The sequence below is a fragment of the Streptomonospora litoralis genome (assembly GCF_004323735.1).
Lineage (GTDB): Bacteria > Actinomycetota > Actinomycetes > Streptosporangiales > Streptosporangiaceae > Streptomonospora > Streptomonospora litoralis.
On record NZ_CP036455.1, the window covers coordinates 3,238,782 to 3,256,732 of the forward strand.

Annotated in this window: 17 protein-coding genes; 6 read left to right on the plus strand and 11 right to left on the minus strand. The window is 74.1% G+C overall.

What is annotated here, in order from left to right; translation table 11 throughout:
• Positions 1-8: 8 nt before the first annotated feature.
• A complete protein-coding gene (locus EKD16_RS13900) occupies positions 9-824 on the plus strand; it encodes an FAD/NAD(P)-binding protein (protein WP_131098776.1) in 816 nt (271 codons plus the stop codon).
• Between the two features lie 133 nt (positions 825-957).
• On the opposite strand, the gene EKD16_RS13905 is transcribed toward EKD16_RS13900, so the two are convergent.
• The 3 genes from EKD16_RS13905 to EKD16_RS25370 all read right to left on the minus strand — a co-directional run bounded on the left by EKD16_RS13905 (position 958) and on the right by EKD16_RS25370 (position 2,868).
• Complete coding sequence (locus EKD16_RS13905; protein WP_131098777.1) at positions 958-1,740, minus strand: polyprenol monophosphomannose synthase; 783 nt, start codon at positions 1,738-1,740, stop codon at positions 958-960.
• Positions 1,741-1,827: 87 nt separating this feature from the next.
• Positions 1,828-2,634 (minus strand): DeoR/GlpR family DNA-binding transcription regulator, encoded by an 807-nt coding sequence (locus EKD16_RS13910; RefSeq protein ID WP_131098778.1) that lies wholly within the window; start codon positions 2,632-2,634, stop codon positions 1,828-1,830.
• Positions 2,635-2,697: 63 nt separating this feature from the next.
• Entirely contained in the window at positions 2,698-2,868 is a 171-nt protein-coding gene (locus EKD16_RS25370) for a hypothetical protein (protein WP_165498565.1), read from the minus strand.
• A 297-nt stretch (positions 2,869-3,165) separates the two neighbouring features.
• Between EKD16_RS25370 and EKD16_RS13915 the strand changes: the two genes are divergently transcribed.
• The 4 genes from EKD16_RS13915 to EKD16_RS13930 all read left to right on the plus strand — a co-directional run bounded on the left by EKD16_RS13915 (position 3,166) and on the right by EKD16_RS13930 (position 9,370).
• Positions 3,166-3,942 (plus strand): 4'-phosphopantetheinyl transferase family protein, encoded by a 777-nt coding sequence (locus EKD16_RS13915; RefSeq protein ID WP_242676965.1) that lies wholly within the window; start codon positions 3,166-3,168, stop codon positions 3,940-3,942.
• A 406-nt stretch (positions 3,943-4,348) separates the two neighbouring features.
• On the plus strand, positions 4,349-6,526 hold the full coding sequence (locus EKD16_RS13920) for a prolyl oligopeptidase family serine peptidase (RefSeq protein WP_131098780.1): 2,178 nt from the start codon (positions 4,349-4,351) through the stop codon (positions 6,524-6,526).
• A gap of 407 nt (positions 6,527-6,933) precedes the next feature.
• Entirely contained in the window at positions 6,934-8,112 is a 1,179-nt protein-coding gene (locus EKD16_RS13925; protein WP_131098781.1) for a JmjC domain-containing protein, read from the plus strand.
• 391 nt (positions 8,113-8,503) lie between these two features.
• Positions 8,504-9,370, plus strand: coding sequence for a (2Fe-2S)-binding protein (locus EKD16_RS13930; RefSeq protein ID WP_131098782.1), 867 nt, complete (start codon positions 8,504-8,506; stop codon positions 9,368-9,370).
• 119 nt (positions 9,371-9,489) lie between these two features.
• Here the strand turns inward: EKD16_RS13930 and EKD16_RS13935 are convergent, their stop codons facing one another.
• The 3 genes from EKD16_RS13935 to EKD16_RS13945 form a co-directional block, all read right to left on the minus strand.
• On the minus strand, positions 9,490-10,359 hold the full coding sequence (locus EKD16_RS13935) for a DUF4352 domain-containing protein (protein ID WP_131098783.1): 870 nt from the start codon (positions 10,357-10,359) through the stop codon (positions 9,490-9,492).
• A 315-nt stretch (positions 10,360-10,674) separates the two neighbouring features.
• Complete coding sequence (locus EKD16_RS13940) at positions 10,675-12,060, minus strand: MFS transporter (RefSeq protein ID WP_131098784.1); 1,386 nt, start codon at positions 12,058-12,060, stop codon at positions 10,675-10,677.
• Positions 12,061-12,313: 253 nt separating this feature from the next.
• On the minus strand, positions 12,314-12,553 hold the full coding sequence (locus tag EKD16_RS13945) for a hypothetical protein (RefSeq protein ID WP_131098785.1): 240 nt from the start codon (positions 12,551-12,553) through the stop codon (positions 12,314-12,316).
• A 280-nt stretch (positions 12,554-12,833) separates the two neighbouring features.
• Between EKD16_RS13945 and EKD16_RS26370 the strand changes: the two genes are divergently transcribed.
• Positions 12,834-12,968 (plus strand): LPFR motif small protein, encoded by a 135-nt coding sequence (locus EKD16_RS26370; RefSeq protein ID WP_278248893.1) that lies wholly within the window; start codon positions 12,834-12,836, stop codon positions 12,966-12,968.
• Between the two features lie 258 nt (positions 12,969-13,226).
• Here the strand turns inward: EKD16_RS26370 and panD are convergent, their stop codons facing one another.
• From panD to entS (EKD16_RS13970), 5 genes are all read right to left on the minus strand, one after another.
• The gene (gene panD, locus EKD16_RS13950) at positions 13,227-13,640 is read right to left on the minus strand and encodes an aspartate 1-decarboxylase (protein WP_131098786.1); all 414 of its coding nucleotides are present in this window, start codon (positions 13,638-13,640) and stop codon (positions 13,227-13,229) included.
• A 239-nt stretch (positions 13,641-13,879) separates the two neighbouring features.
• Positions 13,880-14,689 carry a siderophore-interacting protein gene (locus EKD16_RS13955; RefSeq protein WP_131098787.1) on the minus strand — a complete coding sequence of 270 codons (810 nt, stop codon included), beginning with the start codon at positions 14,687-14,689 and terminating at the stop codon, positions 13,880-13,882.
• Positions 14,690-14,771: 82 nt separating this feature from the next.
• Positions 14,772-16,157 carry an enterobactin transporter EntS gene (gene entS / locus EKD16_RS13960; RefSeq protein ID WP_131098788.1) on the minus strand — a complete coding sequence of 462 codons (1,386 nt, stop codon included), beginning with the start codon at positions 16,155-16,157 and terminating at the stop codon, positions 14,772-14,774.
• A 124-nt stretch (positions 16,158-16,281) separates the two neighbouring features.
• Positions 16,282-16,494, minus strand: a complete 213-nt coding sequence (locus EKD16_RS13965; RefSeq protein ID WP_131098789.1) for an MbtH family protein — start codon at positions 16,492-16,494, stop codon at positions 16,282-16,284.
• A gap of 43 nt (positions 16,495-16,537) precedes the next feature.
• Entirely contained in the window at positions 16,538-17,812 is a 1,275-nt protein-coding gene (gene entS, locus EKD16_RS13970; protein WP_242676966.1) for an enterobactin transporter EntS, read from the minus strand.
• Between the last annotated feature and the right edge of the window lie 139 nt (positions 17,813-17,951).

Sequence of the window (17,951 nt, forward strand, 5' to 3'; positions counted from 1 at the left end):
TCGGAGCCATGGGACATGCCGCGGCCAAGGACGGCGGCGAGCCGGTCATCGCGTTCGTGGGCGGCGGAGCGGGTGCGGCGCTCGCCGCGATCGCGCTGCTGCGCGCCACGACGTGGCTGCGCCTGAACTACCGCGTCCTGCTGATCGACGAGTACGGGCGCTTCGCGCGGGGCCGGCCCTACGGCGAAGCCGGCGGCCACTGCCTGCTGGAGAGCCCGGTCAAGCACATGTCCGCGCTGCGCGACCGACCCTGCCACCTGATGGACTGGGCCCGCGCGGAACAGAGCCCGCTGCGCAGGGCCGCTGCCGGCGACCGGGCTCCGGGCGGCGCGACCGCAGTCGCCCCCGGCGCCTGCGGGCCGGACACGCTGCTGCCGCGCCGGGTCTACGGCGACTACCTGTTCGACACTCTGGCCGCGACCGCGGAGTGGGCCGCCCCCTACACCTCGCTGCACACCCGGGCGGAGCACGCGGTCGGCGTCGGCGGCGACGCCGCGAGCGCCGCGGTGGTGCTGGCGTCGGGCGAGCGCGTCCGGGCGGCGGCCGCCGTCGTCGCCACCGGCGATCCCGCCGCGGCACCGCCCCCCGCGGTCGAGGGCGCCGCCCCGGAGCCGCCGGGCGCGGGGCTGCGCGCCTGCGCGTGCGGCGCCCTGACGACGCCGGCGGGCGATCGCATGGCCCGCCTTTACGCCGTGGGGGCGGTACGCCGCGGCGAGTCCGACTGCACCGTGCCCGGCATCCGCGACCAGGCCGAGGCCGTGGCCCAGCACCTCACCGACACCGTGCTGCGCACCCCGCCGGGGCAGCCCGGCGTGGACCGGTGATGTGCGGTTTCCCGATGGAGAGAATGCGAATCCGGAGTCCGGTCCGGGAAAGCCGCACGATCGCCGCGGCACGCGCGGCGGCAGCGCAGGCCCGGCCGCCGCCGACGGGGCGGCGCCCGGGGCGCCCAGCGCCTCAGCCGCCGCGGGCGCGGCGTTCACCGGCGCGCAGCCTGAAGGGGCGCAATGCCGATTCCAGCTGCACCGCGAGGTCCATCTTGCTGGCCCCCTCGGCCCGGTCCTCGAAGTGGATGGGGATCTCCACCATCTTCTGGCCACGGGCGAACGCGCGGTAGTGCATCTCGACCTGGAAGCTGTAGCCGCTGCTCTGGATGCTCGGCAGGTCCAGCACGTTCAGCGCATCGCGACGCCAGATTTTGAACCCGGCGGTGACGTCGCGGATCGGCATGGCCAGGATCGTCTTGACGTAGGTGTTGGCCCAGGTGCTGAGCAGCCGCCGGTGCGGGCGCCACTCCTGCGCGAGGCTGCCGCCGGGCACGTAGCGGCTGCCGATCACGACGCCCGCTCCGGTGGAGAGCATGGTGCCCAGAAGCTGCGGCACGTAGCCCGCCGGGTGGCTGAGGTCGGCATCCATCTGCACGACGAATTCGGCGCCGTCCTGCAGTGCGCGCTCCATCCCCGCCACGTAGGCCCGCCCCAGGCCCTCCTTCGCGGTGCGGTGTACGACGGCGACGCGCTCCCGCTCCGACGAGTTGTGCTCGGCCGCGATCTCCTCGGCGACCTTGCCGGTGCCGTCGGGGGAGTTGTCGTCGACGACGACCAGCCGCAGCCCGGGCAGCTCCAGACCGAGCAGCCGCTCGGCCAGCACCGGCAGGTTCTCGGCCTCGTTGAAGGTCGGCACGACGACACTGACCTTGGACCGCGCCCACGGCTCGGGCAGGGTCACCGGGGTCGGCATAGGGGCGCTCCAATGGGATCCGCGGACTCGGACTCACCAGGCAGACTACGGCGCCGCGGTCCCGCGGCACCACTTGCCGGGGCCGCGCTATTCGCCGCGGTCGACCTCCAGCACCGCCACGTGCACCAGGGTGCCCATATCCTCCAGTGTCATCAGCACCTCGGGGTCGGCGTGGTTGTCGGTGATGAGATGGGCGATGTGCTCGGGGGGCACGGTCTGGACCATGGTGTCGGCGCCGACCTTCGTGTGGTCGGCCAGCACCACGACCTCCTGGGCGCAGTTCACCAGTGCGCGGTCGACACTGGCCACCGCCGGGTTCGGGGTGCTCAGCCCGCGTTCGGCGGTGACGCCGTTGCCCGATACGAACGCCTGGCGCACCCGCAGGCCGGCCAGCGACTGCTCGGCGGCGGTGCCCACCAGCGCTCTTATGGGCCCGCGCAGGGTGCCGCCGGTCATCACCACCTCGACACCCGGTGCCGAGGCCAGCACTTCGGCGACCAGCAGGGAGTTGGTCACCACGGTGAGGTTCTGGCGCCCCACCAGCTCGCGCGCCAGCGCCTCGGTGGTCGTGCCCGCGCCCAGCACCACGGCGTCGTCGTCCTCGACCAGCCGCGCCGCGGCCGCGGCGATGGCGAGCTTCTCCGGCGCCGCGAGTCCGGACTTCTGCGAATAGCTCTGCTCGTAACCGAGCCGCCCCGGCAGTGCGGCCCCGCCGCGGCGGCGGTCGATGAGGCCCTCGGACTCCAGCGCGCGCACGTCGCGGCGCACCGTGACCTCCGAGGCGCGCACCCGGGAGGCGATCTCGCGCAGCGCCATGGCGCCGTTGGCCCGCACCAGTTCCAGGATCCGCTCGCGGCGCTCGGCCGCGAAGGCCGGCCTGGTCTCGTCTGCCATGGGGTACTCCATCTCGGGTGCTGGCTCGGGGGGCCGTGCGATCCGATGATAGAGCCGCGCGGGTCAGCCGAGATGCACTCCGTGGGTGTGGAGGGACTCGTCGACGTTGTCGTCGTCGGCGGGGGTGTCGTCCTCAAGGGAAGGCCCGCGGACCACGAAGGCCGCGATGAAGAGGGCGATCAGCAGGCCGAGTATGACGAGTGTCGCGATACCGAACAGCACCATGACGGACACGGGGGCCTCCCTGGCGAGCGGGCTGACCGGCGACGTCGCGGTGCGGACAGGGGCCCGTACCGGAGGGGTCAATTGGTCGATGCCCCGCGCGGAACCGTTTCATGCCCCCGGGAACCGGCGGGATTTGCGGCAGGACCGTCCCGGTTCTCCCGGAGGTGGAAGCGATCGGACGCAAGGGCGGCACGGCCGCGCTGCTCGGTTCGGGAGGGCCGGTGCCCGCCCATGGAGTACCACCGGCAGCACTTCGCCGCGTGCACCGCGCGAACAGGCGGGCGGACAGGAGGGCAGAATGGAGGGGTGACCCCCCAGCCAAAGACGTGCCGACTGTGGTGGGCGGCTCCGGCCGACGCCTCCCCCGCGCTGCTCGATCTGCTCGACCCCGCCGAACAGCAGCGCCATGCCCGCTTCCGCCTCCGAGCCGACCGCGACCGCTACCTGGTCGCCCACGCCCTCGCCCGCCTGGCTGTGGCCCGGGAGACCGGATGCGGCCCCGCCGAGGTCTCCTTCACGCTGCGCTGCCGCGCCTGCGAGCGGCGTACCGAGCCGCGACCGCGCGCGGAACCGCACGGCAAGCCGGTCCCCGACGGGGCCGCCGCGGGGCTGGAGATCTCCTACAGCCACTCCGGCGAGCGCGTGCTCCTCGCCCTGGCGCGCGGTGTCGCCCTGGGTGCCGACGTCGAGAGGATCAGCGCCGAGCGCGACACCGACGGCCTCGCCGACTACTGCCTGACCCCCGCGGAACGCAGAGATTTGGAGCGGGTACCCGCCGAGCGGCGCACCGAGGGCTTCTTCGGCTACTGGGCCCGCAAGGAGGCCTTGCTCAAGGCGACGGGCGACGGCATCTCCGGAGGGCTGGCCGAGGTCGGTGTCAGCGGTCCCTTCGACACCGCCGCGGTCGTCGCCTGGGACTCCGCGCGCGCACCCGAGCACGCCTGGCTCACCGACCTCGACGCCGGCCCCGGCTACCGCGCCGCCCTGGCCGCGCTGTCGGCGCACCCGCTGGCCATTGAGACCCGCGACGCGGCGGAACTGCTCGCGCCCTACGGCCCGAAGGCTGCGCCCGGCCGCTGCTGAGTCGCGTCGCTTCGTGCGCGGCGGCTGCGGCGGGGCGGCCCGTGTGCGTTGCGGCGATGCCTGCTTTCCGCCGAGCGCCCGCCGCGCCACGGGTACCGGCGCCTGCCCCGGGCGCGCCCCTGCCAAAGGGGCCGCGCGCCATCGGCGCGGCTTCGGGGGGTGTCCGGCTCGGCGGCCGCGTCCGACCCGGCGGTTCCGTGATCTCCCGCTCCGTGCCCGGGCCTTCGTCGGTGCCGCCGACGATAAACGTCACTCCAACGCCACACTTGCGTGATCACGTGACAGGAATGACTACCTTGACCGGCATCCGAGCCCTTCTGAACTATGTAGGCGTGCGTAACTGCGGCTTTGGCTTGGCTCATGCACCCGTTCCCTCCGGCCCCCGAACGCCCGGCTCCAGGTGAGCATGGCCGCGCCGCATCACGGCATCACCCGTGACGACGACCCGGCGGAACTGCTCTGCGTGGTCGACACCGTGCACGGGATGCCCGTCGCCGACCCTTACCGCTGGCTGGAGGAGCCGGACTCCCCCGCCACGCGCGACTGGCTGGCCCGGCGCGAGGACGACTTCGCCGCCGCCGCCGAGAGCTGGCCGCTGCGCGCGGCGCTGGCTGAGAGCATCCGCGACCTGGTGGCGACCGATCTGTGGACACCCCCGCTGCGCCGGGGCGCCCGCCTCTTCGCCACCCGGAGGCCGGCGGGCGACGACCACCCCGCCATCGTCGCCGTGGAGGACGGCGGCGCGGAGCAGGTGGTCTTCGACCCGCAGACCTTCGACCCCACCGGCGCCACCACCCTGGACTCCTGGGAGCCCTCCCCCGACGGCCGCCGTGTCGCGGTGCAGACCTCCACCGGCGGCACCGAACGCGGCGCCTTGCGGGTGCTCTCGGTCGAGACCGGGCTGCCCGTGGAGGAGCCCGTCGAAGGAGTGCGCTACTCCAACGTCGCCTGGATCTCCCCGGGCGCCTTCTACTACGTGCGCCGCGACGACGGCGACGGCCGCCGCGGCGTGTGGCTGCACCGCGTCTCCCCCACCGGTGCGGAGGCGGACATCCTGGTGCGCGCCTGCACCGGCCCACGCACGGTCCCCGGCGTCCGGCTGCTGGGCGAACGCTGGCTGCTGGTCACCGAGAGCCACGGCACCGGGCACCGCAACGACATCTGGATCGCCGACCTTGCGCCTGCGGAACCCGGGAACGCCGATGCACGGCCGGAGCGCCCGCAGTGGCGCACCGTCCACGCCGGCGAGGAGGTGGAGTCCCACCCCGACCTGGGGCCCGACGGCCTGCTGTACCTGCGCACCACGCTGGACGCCGCACGCCGCCGCATCTGCGCCACCGACCCCCGTACTCCCGGCACGGCCCACTGGCGCGAGGTGGTGGCCGAGGACCCGCACGCCACCCTGGACGGTTTCGCGGCGGTCGGCACCGCCCGGCGCCCCGAACTGCTCCTGGCCCGCACGCGGCTGGGCATCAGCAGGCTCACGGCCCACGGCGCCGACGACGGCCGCCTGCTGCGCCGCGTCGAACTGCCCGGCGAGGGCATGGTCACCCGGCTGGAGTCCGACGGGGAGGGCGGCGCGCACCTGTGCTACGCCGACGTGGCCACCCAGCAGTGCGTCCTCGTGCTCGGCCCAGGCGCCGCCGGGCCGCGGCCGTGGCCCGAGGGGGCGCAACCGCAGCCGCCTGCCGTCGTCCGGCGCCGCACCATGCGATGCCGCTCCGCCGACGGCACGCAGGTGCCCGTAACGATCTTCTCCGTCGCCGGCGACGAGGCGGAGGACGGCCCGGCCACCGCCTCCGCCGCGCCCCGGCCGACGATCCTGCACGCCTACGGCGGTTTCGGCCGACCCCGGCAGTTCGGCTTCAGCGCGACGGTGCTGGCCTGGCTGCTGGCCGGGGGCCGCTACGCGGTGGCCCACGTGCGCGGCGGCGGCGACCTCGGCCGCGACTGGCACCTGCGCGGCGCCCGCCGCAACAAGCCGCGCTCGGTCGAGGATCTCGTCGCGGCTGGCGAGGCCCTGGTGGCGGAGGGCGTGTGCACCCGCCGCCGGCTGTGCCTGTCGGGCGGGTCGGCCGGCGGGCTGCTGGTCCTGGCCGCGGCCGCGCGCCGTCCCGACCTGTGCGGAGCCGTCATCGCCTCGGCACCGCTGGCCGACATGGCCCGATTCGAGCGCATGGGCCTCGGTCCGATGTGGACCCGCGAGTTCGGCACCGCGGCCGATCCGCAGGACTTCGCCGCGTTGATGTCCTACTCCCCCTACCACCGCGTTCTGCAGGACGGCGCCGCGAACCGTCCAGCGGTGCTGCTCACCGGTTTCCACGGCGACACGCGCACCGACGCGGCCCATCCGCGCAAGATGTGCGCCGCGCTGCTGCACGCGCGGGCGGCCGGAGAGCGCCCGGCACTGCTGCGCTACGAGCGCGACGTCGGCCACGGGCCGCGGGCGGTGACCAAGGCGATCGAACTTGCCGCCGACGCGCACGCCTTCGCAGCCGCCGAGACCGGCCTCGCGCCCCCGGCGGTGTCGGCGACCGCCTCCGGTGACGGCGGCGTGCACCGGCCGGGACGGGAGGAACCGTGAGACCACCAGACCGGCGGCCGCCCGCGCGGCGGCCGCACCCCCTGCGCAGCGCGGCGCGGGGGCGGCGGGCCACCCCCATGGCGGGGGTCGGCGGTGCGCCGTCCGGCGCCTGAGGGCGCGGCCGGGGCGACCCGGCGGGCGGGCACCGAGAGTCGAAACCGACACGGATAGGAGAAGCCATGGACCGCGACGAGTTCGAGGTCGAGGTGGAGGAGCTGACCGAGGTCACCTCGCGCGACATCACCGCCGGCGGCGACAGCGACGGCACCGACTCCAGCTCCGACTTCATCTAGAACCGCACCGACCGACGAAGTCCGCATGACACGACCGTCATCGGCCGGCCGCCGGAGCGCGTTGCCCGCCTCCGGCGGCCCGCCGCCAGAGCCGCCGCAGTGGAGGGCCCCGACGTGACCGACCGCCTGTTCACCGAGACACTGCGCGCCGCAGTGGGCGAGGACCTCCTCACCACGCGGCTGTCCACCGACGTCGTCTTCGCCGACCTCGGCGCCGAGACCGTCCGCCCGCTGCTGACCTTCGAGGCCCTCAACGACATCCTCGACCGCTGCGCTCTGGAGCCCCCGCGGCTGCGGCTGCACCGGCAGGGCTCCCCGGTGCCCGCTTCCCGCTACACCGAGAAGGGGGGCACCTCCGACTCCGACCGCACGGTGATCCGCCCCGACGGGCTCTACCGGGAACTGCGCGACGGCGCGAGCCTGGTCCTCGACGCCGTCGACCGGCTGCACCCGCCGATCCGGGAGGCCACCGACGACCTGATGCGCCTGGTGCGCGAGCGCGCTCAGGTGAACCTCTACCTGATCTGGGGCGACTCCCACGGCTTCGACACCCACTGGGACGACCACGACACCTTCGTCGTCCAGATCGAGGGCACCAAGTCCTGGCAGGTGCACGGCCCCGGAGACCGCCCGCACCCGATGAAGATCGACTCCGACCACGCCCACTCCGCCCCCGAGGGCACGGTCTGGGAGGGCGTCCTCTCCCCCGGGCACGTGCTGCACGTGCCGCGCGGCTGGTGGCACACCGTCAAGGGGACCGGCGACGTCAGCATGCACCTGACGTTCGGATTCACGCGTGCGACGGGGATCGACTGGGCGCGTTCCGTCATGGAGCGCCTTTACGATGTAGATTTCTTCCGGGAGGACCTGCCGCGGTTCGGGTCCGCAGAAGAGCGGAACAAGCACCGCCACGAGCTGATCCGCCGGCTGACCGACATCGCCGAGCAGCGCGACGTGGACGGCTTCCTCGCCGAGCACGACTCCCGCTTTCCGCGCCGGCAGCGGTTCTCCCTGCCCTGGGCGGTGGACGGCGCGGCACCGCAGGCCGAGACCGGGGTGGAGTTCGTGCCGATCCTGCCCCCGGCGCTGGAGCGCGAGGGCGACAAAGTCGCGGTGACGGTCTCCGGCAAGCGCTACCGGCTGCCCGCGGCGGCCGAGCCGGTACTGGCCGAGCTGTCCCGGCGCCCGAAGACCACGGCGGGCCGCCTGGCCGAGGACTCCGGCACCCCGCTGGAGACCACGGCAGCGGTCCTGCGCGCCCTGGTACGCCACCACCTCGTCCTGCTGGACTGACTCCGCCTCCGGACACTCGGTCCCGGCCCGGCGGCCGGGACCGCTCCGCTCGCAGGCGCGCAGTACTTCCGCCTTCGCATGCGCCGAGCCCGGCCCAGGGCCGGGCAGTCGCGCCTTCGCCGCGCACTTGTCGGCTGAGCGGTCCGGCGAGGGGAGTACCCGTCTGTGTGGGCCTTTCGAGAACGGACCGGTGCGGCCGGCGTGCGTGTCACCAAGCGTGGCACGCGCGCCGCCCGCGGCGTTCGTTGCCCCACCTCGAACGATTAGGGTAGCCTCAACTAATGAGTGGTGATCATTTCGCCGTTCCTGAATCCGGGCGGCATTCGGGCGCCGTTACCCGCGCCGAAGCCGCACGCTCCCGACGCGGTGCAGGAAGGTTGGCTGAGGCCGCATGGCCGCTGAGCAGGCCCCGCTGAAGGCGGTGATCGACGCCTGTGTGCCGCTGAAGTTCGCGCCGCTGCCCGACGTCCGCACGGCGAGTGTGCAGTCCGCCCGCGAGCACCCGGCCACCGAGCACTGGTACCGCACCGACCTGATGGTCGCCGAAGGCGCCCTCGGCCCGCTGTTCAACCAGCTCGTCGCCCACCACGGCCCCGACCACAAGCTGCCGGCCGCCACACACCTGCTGCGTTCGCTGCTGCGCGAGCCGATCTTCCTCGTGTCGGCCGGAATCTACCTCACGCGGCGCGCGGCGCTGCTGGACGAGCGGCACCTGTGGTTCCCCTGGCTGTCCACCTCGACGTTCGGCACGCCCACCATCACCAGCGCCCGAATGGCGGTGCTGCCCGACGACCCGGCGGCCGGACATCCCGATGCCGTCGTCGTGGCCGACGAGGCGGCGCTCGACCGTATCGCGGCGCGCCACCTGGTGGCCGCGTTCTCCCCGATCATCGACGCCCTGCACGAGCACACCCGCGTCGGACTGCGGACGCTGTGGGGCTGGGTGCTCGACACCCAGCACTTCTACATGCTCAACCCCGCCCGCTTCCTGGGCCGCGACGCCGAGGACGCCTGGGCGCGCGCGGGCGCGCTGGGCGACTCGCTCATCGAGGAGGGCGCCGTCACTCGGGCGCGCCCGCGCCTGTTCCCCTTCTACGAGGACCACCCGCGAGGCACCTGGGCGGTGCGCGGCACCTGCTGCTTCGACTACAAGGGCGACCCCGAGCACGGCTTCTGCACCACCTGCCCGCTCAAGTGCGACACCGACCGCCGCGCCGAACTCCGGGAGTGGATCCGCAACCCGGCCCTGGCGCCGTAGCCGGTTCCGGCGGCGCCATGCGCCGAACCCGGGGCGCGGCCTGTGCGTTCCGCGGGTCGTGGAGATCTCCTGAGCGTTCCTGGACGCCGCATCAGCAGAGCTTCGGTACGCCACCGCCGTCACCCGGACGAGGCGGGCTCCCAGCCTTCGAGGCGGACTACCGCGGGGGCGTCGCCCGAGGTGAAGTCCTTCAGGCGGAGGGCAGCGGGCTCGGTGCCCGGGGGGACGTCGAAGATCAGGCCGCCGCGGACCCGCTCTCCCGGGCCCAGGCGGCTGAAGAGGCGGTCCGGGTTGCCCGCGCGCAGGCCGGCGATGTTGTCGGGGCGGTGGCGGGCGCCCCCGGTGTCCACGAGGCGCTGATCGGCGTCGGTGAACAGGGTGGCCTCCTCGCCCGCGTTCCGCACGGTGACACGTGCCATCACGAAACGCCCGTCGGCGCGCTCGCCCTGCACCGCGCCGCCGACGCGCTCCAGGCCGGTGCGTACGCCGGTGACGGTGAACTCGAAGGCGCCCGAGGAGACTGGGTCGCCGACCCGGCCCCAGCTGCCGTCGGCGGGCGGCTTCTCCTGCTGCCGGGACTCGGCGGCGGGCAGGCGCGCCGCCAGGCCGCCCAGCGTGGCCGGGGCGGCGCCGAAGGCGTATAGCAGGGCGCCCGTGCCCGCGATCAGGGTCGCGGCGCCGACGGCGGCGGCGATCTTCGGCCACCGGCGGCGCTTGCGGATGGGCTGGGTGCCGCCGCTGACGGCGTCGTCGGCGGAGCCGCCGGGACCGCTCTCGATGGTGGCCGCTGCGCTCGCAGGCGCCCCGGAAGCGGACGACTCGGCTGACGATGCCGCGCCGCTGACGGGCGTTTCGCTCTCCGGCGGCTGTGCGGTGCCGGACGCAGGCTCCGCCGACTCCGCCGGCTCCGCGGGCTCGGCCTCCGCAGCGTCGGTGGGCTCCGCGCGGGGCGCCGCGTCGTTCGGCGCCGCCGGCCTCTGCTCGTCCACGCCGACTCCTTAGCGGGTTCCGGTCGATCCACGGACGGTGACTCCCGGTGAGCACCATACTGAGCACAGGACGCACACCCACGCAGCTCACGGCGTGTCTCACGAATATCGGTGACTGTCAGTCACTCGACGTGGTCCGGCCACCCCTTTCGGGTGCCGACATGCCTGCGCCGAGGGCCCCGGAACCGGTTCTTCGCCGCCGTTCGCGCGATGCGGACGCGGCCCCGATGGCGCCCGGGCCGAGGCACGCTCACCGGTGGCCGGTCGGGGCCCGGCGCAGCGGGAGTGCCAGTGTCAGTGTGGGTGTGGGTGTGCTCAGCGACGCCGCCGCGCTCGCAGCGCCAGGACCAGCACCGGAAGTGTCAGCGCCGCCGCGAAGGCGTTGAGTGAGCCGAAGCCCAGCGCCACCGTCGTCACGCCCGACAGCGCCGACCCCGCCGCGCCGAAAACATGCATCAGCAGGTCGGCCGTGCCTTGGGCCCGGGGCCGGCGCTCCGGCGCCAGCGACTCGGCCAGCAGCGCCGACGACGCGACCAGGCCGAAGGACCACCCCAGCCCGAGCAGCACCAGACCGGCCGCCACCTGCGCCGAACTCGCGCCCGCGGTGCCCGCCAGGAGAGCCGCGCCGAGGGTGAGCGCCTGCCCGGCCAGCAGCACCGGCACCCGCCCCCACCGGTCGGAGAGCCAGCCCACCAGCGGCGACAAGGCGTACATCCCGGCGATGTGCAGGCTGATTGTCAGCCCGATGAGACTCAGTTCGGCGCCGCCGCCCTCCATGTGCACCGGCGTCATGGTCATGATCGCGACCATGGCCGTGTGCGAGGCGACGATCGCGGTGACCGCGAGCAGCGCCCGCGGCTCCGCGGCGATCGCCCGCAGCGACGCCGCGAGGGAACCGTGCCGCCGGCCCCGGCCCCCGGGCGTCCCAGCCGCCTCCGCTGGCGGCGCTGCGGCGTGCGCGGCTTCGCGGGCCAGCAGCAGCGGGTCGGGGCGCAGCAGGACGGCGACCACGGCCCCCGCGGCGGCGAAGGACGCCGTGCTGAAGACCAGCGGCCCCACCAGCGGGTCGAGCCCGAGGAGAGCGGCCACCGCCGCGCCCGGACCGGTGAGGTTGGGACCCGCCACGGAGCCGACAGTGGTACCCCACACGACAAGGGCCAGGTCGCGGCTGCGGGTGCGGTCGGTGGCGAGGTCGGTGGCGCTGTGGCGGGACTGCAGGCCGGTGGCGGTCCCGGCCCCGAACAGCGCCATTCCCGCCAGGAAGACCGGGAAGACGGCCGACTGGGCGCCCGCCACGGCCGCCACTCCGCCGAGTGCGGCCAGGAACCAGCCCAGGCTCAGTCCGACGCGCCGGCCCCGCCGCGCCGCGGTACCGGCCAGTGGTAGCGCCAGGGCGGCGGCCCCGAGCGTGACCATGGTCGTGGCGGTTCCGGCCCACGCCTGCGACCCGGTGAGGTCGCGGGCGATGATGCCCGCCACCGCAGCCGCGGATCCGACGCCGACGCCCCCGACCACCTGCGCCGCGGTCAGCACGGCCAGCACCCGCCGCCGTGCGCGGACGACGGCGGGTGCGGTGTTGGCCTCGGCGACGTGCCCGGCGTGCTCGACGTCCGCCTTCGCCGCGCCCGCGACGTGCCCGGCGCCGCCGTCCGCGCCCGGCGGGGGCGAAGACGGCGGCCCGGCCTGCTCCGGTGCCGTCATCGCCGCTCGGGATATGCGTGCATGGTTCTCCCGTCCTCGTCTCCCGGGTTGCGCACCCCGCCGCTGCGGATGCTCGGATCGGCGCTCGCCCGCTTCGGACCTCGGCCGCGAAGTGAGCCGGAGGCACGCGCCCCGGGGCGAGCCGAGCATAACGGGCGGATACGACACTTCGGGCGGCAGGGAGGGAGCCCTTGGGCAACAGGCGGCGCGGGCGGATCGCGGTGCGGGAGGCGCCGCGGACTGGGCCGCCCGATCAACCGCTGCCGTAGCGCCAGCGCAGGAAGCCGAACTCGCGCTCGACGCGGCGCATCTCGGCGTAGAGGGCGTCGGGGTCGACGCCGGAGGCCACGGCACCGCCCTGGGGCACGGGCCAGCGCGCGAACGCCCAGTAGCGGCGGGTGTAGGAGCCCCACAGGACCAGCCACATGCCCTGCTTCTGCCACTCGATGTGGGCGGCGACCTCGCGCCGGTCCTCGTCTTCGCCGTCGTCCATTGCGAATGCCTCATACCCGGACCGCCGCGGCGCGATAGGGCCGGATGTGGTCACGCCGGGACACTGGACAGCAGCCGCCGCCCGTGCCGCGGGTGCGCACGCCCTGTCCTCGGCCGCGGCATGCGCGACGGGGTCGGCCGACGCTCAGCGGGCCTCTGCCGCGCGCAGCGCATGCCACCCACCGAGTCGGCCCGCGGGGCGTCGCGTCGCAAACGCGGCCCGCCGGCGCGCCTTGGTCTGCGCGGCGATACGGAAAACGAGTTGTGGGTAGTCGGCGAATATGTCTCGAATAGCTGACGTACTACGCACAATCGCCAGTGCCATCGCATCCGCCATCGGCGCCATCGCCCATGCCGTCGTGACCGTGGTCACGCTGCCGTTCCGGGCGCTGGCCAAGCTCTTTCGCAAGCACTGATCCCGGGAATCCACCGCATGCACGAACGCGGGCTCCCCTGCACACGACGAAGGTGCTTCCGAAATAGCAGAGCGGATACCGAAAGCAACCGAAGCCGTTATCCCGCCTCGAAAGAGAAACTCCTTCGAGACAGGCCCGCGGAATCTTCGTCCGCCGGGCGGTCCACCGCAGGCGGCGCCGTAATCTCCCGTGCCGGGCCGCCGGTCGCTGGGCCGATGTGCGTCGATGCGCACCGGCCCAGCGCCCTTAAGGGCCGGCTCACGCCAGGGCCGCGCCCGAGACCAGGCCGGAGCCCGGCACCGGTTCGGCGGGATCCGCGCCCAGCGCGACGATGCGGTTGGCTGTGTCGACGTGGACGACACGGGGCACATGCCGAGAGCGCTCGGACTCCTCCAGCTCCACGTAGGACATGATGATGACCAGGTCGCCCGGGTTCACCAGGTGGGCCGCGGCGCCGTTGATACCGATGACCCCGCTGCCGCGCTCACCCGCGATGGTGTAGGTGACCAGGCGGCTGCCGTTGTCGATGTCGACGACGTGGACCTGTTCGCCCTCGACGATGTCCGCTGCCTCCAGCAGGTCGGCGTCTATGGTGATGGATCCCACGTAATGCAGGTCGGCCTGAGTGACCGTCGCGCGGTGGATCTTGCCGTGGAACAGGGTGCGACGCACGATCTCCTACCTCGTCTTCCCTCACTGCGATATGACTACAGGCCCTGTCGAGGGTCCCGTGCACGCTCGTGGCGGCGTCGTGGGCACCGCGGCGGCTCGAGGATGCCATAGTGGCGAACGCACCCGCTATGCGCCGAATTCCGCGATCGCCCCTGAGGGTAGTGCGCGCCCGGGGGCGCGCGTGCAGCGGGGTGGTGCATGTGCATCCGCGCCCGCACGGCCCCCCGCCGGCTCCTTCGTCACTCGTCCTCGTGGTGGTCGTGGTTGACGGTCCCGCGCCGCCAGTAGCCGTCGACGTCGAAGGTGGCGCCCCGCTCGAAGCCCCGCTCCTTGAGGTAGCGGCGGATGGGCTTGAGGGCGCCGGCCTCCCCCGCGCACCAGGCGAAACCGCGGCCCGCGGGCAGTTCGGCGCCGCGGACGGCGCGCTCCAGCAGATCCGTGGTGCCGGGGGCGGCGCCGTCGCGGTGCAGCCAGGTGACCTCGGCGCGCTCGGGCGTCTGCAGCTTCTGCTCCTCCCCCGCGTCGGAGACCTCCAGGAAGGCGAGCACACGGGCCTCGCGCGGCAGCTCCTCCAGCCACCGGGCGGCGGCCGGAAGGGCCGTCTCGTCGGCGCCGAGGAGGAAGTAGTCGAAGTCGTGGTCCATGTGGTACGTCCCGCGCGGCCCCAGCACGCCGATGCGGTCGCCGGGGCGCGCCCGGACCGCCCAGCGCCCGCCGGGGCCGTGGTCGTGGGCGACGAGGTCGATCGTCAGCTCGCCCGCTTCGGCGTCGAAGCGGCGGACCGTGTAGTCGCGGTAGATCAGCTCCGGCGCGCGGATGTTCCACCGTCCCTCCGCGGTCATCTCCGGGAGGCGGAGCTCGCCGGTCTCCTCGTCGGGGAAGAAGAGCTTCACGTGGTCGGCGAAGTTGTCGCTGCGGAAGCCCTCGATGTCGGGGCCCGCCAGCACGACGCGGACCATTCCCGGGGTCACGCGCTCGACCGTGCGCGCCTCAAGGGTTCGCGGTTGCAGCGGGTAGAACTCCACGCGCGGGTCGCTGACGGTGGTCATGCGGGCATCACTCCAGTCGGATCGTCCGGTGCCGCGGGAAGGGCGCGCGACGGACCCTCCGGGCACTTTAGCTTAGGCTTAGCTAACTTCGCAGTCCCTGTCCATCGGAGCTCTGCTGGGCGGGGTCGGCGGGGTCCGCCGCGTCGACCGCGGGCCGCCGCGCGTCGTTGCCGCCGCCGGCGGCCTCGGCGTCCGCGCCGCTGTCGGGTCCCCCGGCGCCTGAGGCGACGGCCGCGCGCAGGCCGGGGAAGGCGGCGGCGAGCACGGCCACCAGCGCGACGGTGACGGCCCCGCCGGCCATCACGGCCGCGCCGGCGCCGATCAGCGGGGCCAGCGCTCCCAGCATCAGTGCGCCCAGCCCGCCGCCGACGGTGTTCTGCGCAGTCCAGACGCTGTTCACGCGGCCGCGCAGCGCGTCGGGGGTGTGCGACTGCAGCAGCGCGAAGCGCAGGATCTCCTCGACGATCTCGGCGAAGCCGAGGGCCGCCAGGGCCGCTGCGGCCAGGGCGAGATGCGGTGCGGCGCCGAAGCCCGCGGCGGCGAGGCCGCAGCAGGCGACGGCCGTCAGCAGCAGGGCGCCGCTGCGCCGGGCCCTGCGGGTCCACCCGCTGGAGAGGGAGGCCAGTACCGCGCCGCACGCCGAGGCGGAGTAGAGCAGTCCGGCCGCGGTCTCGCCCGCGTGCAGCACGGTGTCGGTGAACTCCGGGATCAGCACGTAGGGCGTGGCGAACAGCAGTTGCACGAAGCCGAGCAGCAGCAGGGGGCCGACGGTCCGGTGCCGGGCGGCGAAGCGCATCCCCTCCACCGCGGCACCGGCCATGCCGCGTCCCTCGGCTGCGTCGCCGCCGGCGGGCGGCAGCGGCGGCAGCAGCAGCACCAGGCCGGTGGCCAGCGCGCTCACGGCGGCTGTGATACCGAAAACGGCGGCGAACCCCCACACCGCCACGATCGCGCCGCTGAGCGCGGGCGCGGCGATGGAGCCGAGCTGACCGGTCAGCGCGAGCAGCGCCCCGGCGGCGGGCAGCCTCTCGCGCGGCAGCAGGCCGGGCACGACCGCCTGCAGCGCGACGGTGCTGAAGGTGCCGACGAATCCGTTCAGCGCGGCGCACACGCAGATCACCGCGAAGCTCGCCGAGCCGCCGCCGCTCTGGGCCCACAGCGCGTTCAGCGCAAGCCCCGAGAAGGCGAGTGCCGCGGCGGCGCGGCCGGAGACGATCAGCGCGCGCCGGGAGTAGCGGTCGGCGAGGACGCCGCCGACGAGGGTCCCGCCGAAGATCGAGACGCCGTTGACGGCGCTGACGACGGCGACCAGCACCGAGGACTGCGTCGCCGAGTACACCTGCAGCGGCAGCGCCACGAGGGCGAACCCCAGCCCGAAAATCGAGATGAGCCGTGCGGTGAAGACCAGGCGGAACTCACGGCTGATGCGCAGCGGCCCGATGTCGATGACGGCGTCGCGCAGTTTCACGGGTGGGCCTTTCGTTGTGCACGTGTGCCGCGCCGCTTACCTGTGGGTCTTTTACCTGTGGCCGCTGTCGGTCCGCGACGACCACCGGTACATGGTCGGCGAAGTCTGCCCGCCCGGCAGCCGCTCAGGACTCGCCCATGGCCACGCGCAGGCTGCGCGGGCGCAGGTCGGTCCAGTTGGCCTCGACGTACTCCAGCGCGGCCGCGCGCTCCACGGGCCCGTGCACCTGCTGCCAGCCCTCGGGCACCTCGGCGAACTCCGGCCACAGCGAGTGCTGGTCCTCGTCGTTGACCAGCACCAGGAAGCGGCCTTCGGGGTCGTCGAACGGGTTGCTCATCCCGCAACTCCTTTCAGCGTAACTTTAGGCAAGGCTTACCTTATCAATCTGTCGTCTCGTCGGGAAGTGGCGGAGCCACGCCCCGTGTCGCCAGCAGCCCCGGTGCGCTTACCGTGATGGCGCCGGCGAGGACCGCCCCCACCGCCCCGGCAGCCACCATCGCCGCCGCCGTGCCCAGCAGCGCCGCGAGGCCGCCCATCAGGCCGGCGCCCAGCGACCCGCCGACCGTGGCCTGGGCCAGCCACGCGCTGTTGACCCGCCCCCGCAGTGCGTCGGGGGTGTGCGCCTGGATCAGCGAGTAGCGCAGGATCTCTTCCACCGCCTGGCAGCAGCCCAGCAGCGCCAGCGCGAACAGCGCGAGCGCGGCGCTGCGCCCGGCGCCGAGCAGGAACACCGATACCCCGCACATCGCCACGGCCGCGGGCACGATCGCACCGGTGCGGCGCACGCGTCCGGTCCAGCCGCTGGTCAGCGACGCCAGCAGTGCCCCCGCTGCAGGAGCGGTGTAGAGCAGCCCGGCCAGCGCCGCGTCGCCGCCGAGCACGCGGTCGGTGAACTCCGGGATGAGCACCATGGGCGTGGTGAACAGCCCTTGGGTGAATCCGAGCAGCAGCAGCGGGCGCACCACCGGGTGGCGGGCCACGAACGCCAGCCCGTCGGCGACCGCGCGCAGGGCCCCAACGGGGGCGGCTCCGGTGTCGGTGGGCACGGGCGGGACGAACCACACCGCCGCCGTCGCGGCGGCGGCGATCCCGCAGGTGGCCAGGTATCCGGCGCCGACGCCGCCGAGGGAGATGAGGGCGCCCCCCAGGGCCGGCGCGGCGGCGGCGCCCAACTGGGTGGTCAGCGCGAAGAGGGCGCCCGCGGCGGCAAGCCGCTGCGGGCCTACCAATGCCGGGACCATGGACTGCTGGGCGATCAGACCCATGGTGCCGATGACGCCGTTGACGGTGGCGCAGACGTAGATCACCGCCAGCAGCGGACCGCCGGGCAGGTAGGTGTTGACCGCGAACAGCCCTACGACCAGCGTCTCCACGGCGAGGCTGACCAGCATGAGCCGGCGCCGGTCGAGCCGGTCGGCGAGCAGCCCGCCCACGACGGTGCCGCCGAAGCTGGCGACCCCGTTGACGATGGTGACGCTGGCGACCAGCGCCGAGGAGCCGGTCATGGCGTAGACCTGCATCGGCAGCGCGACCAGCCGGAATCCGCCGCCGAAGAGCGAGATGAGCCGGACCGCGAAGACGATCCGGAACCCTCTGCCGCCGCGCAGCGGACTCAGATCGATGAGCAGGCGCGCCAGAACCGGGCTCGCGGCCACGCGGTCTTCCTTCCGGTCGTGTCGGGTGCGGCGGGTGCGGCGTCGATCCCGGCGCGCGCCGTCCGGTCGCCGCCGCGTCGCGGCTTTCGCGGGCGCACCGGCGCCGGCGCACGGCGGCGCGCCCGGCGACGCGGCGGGA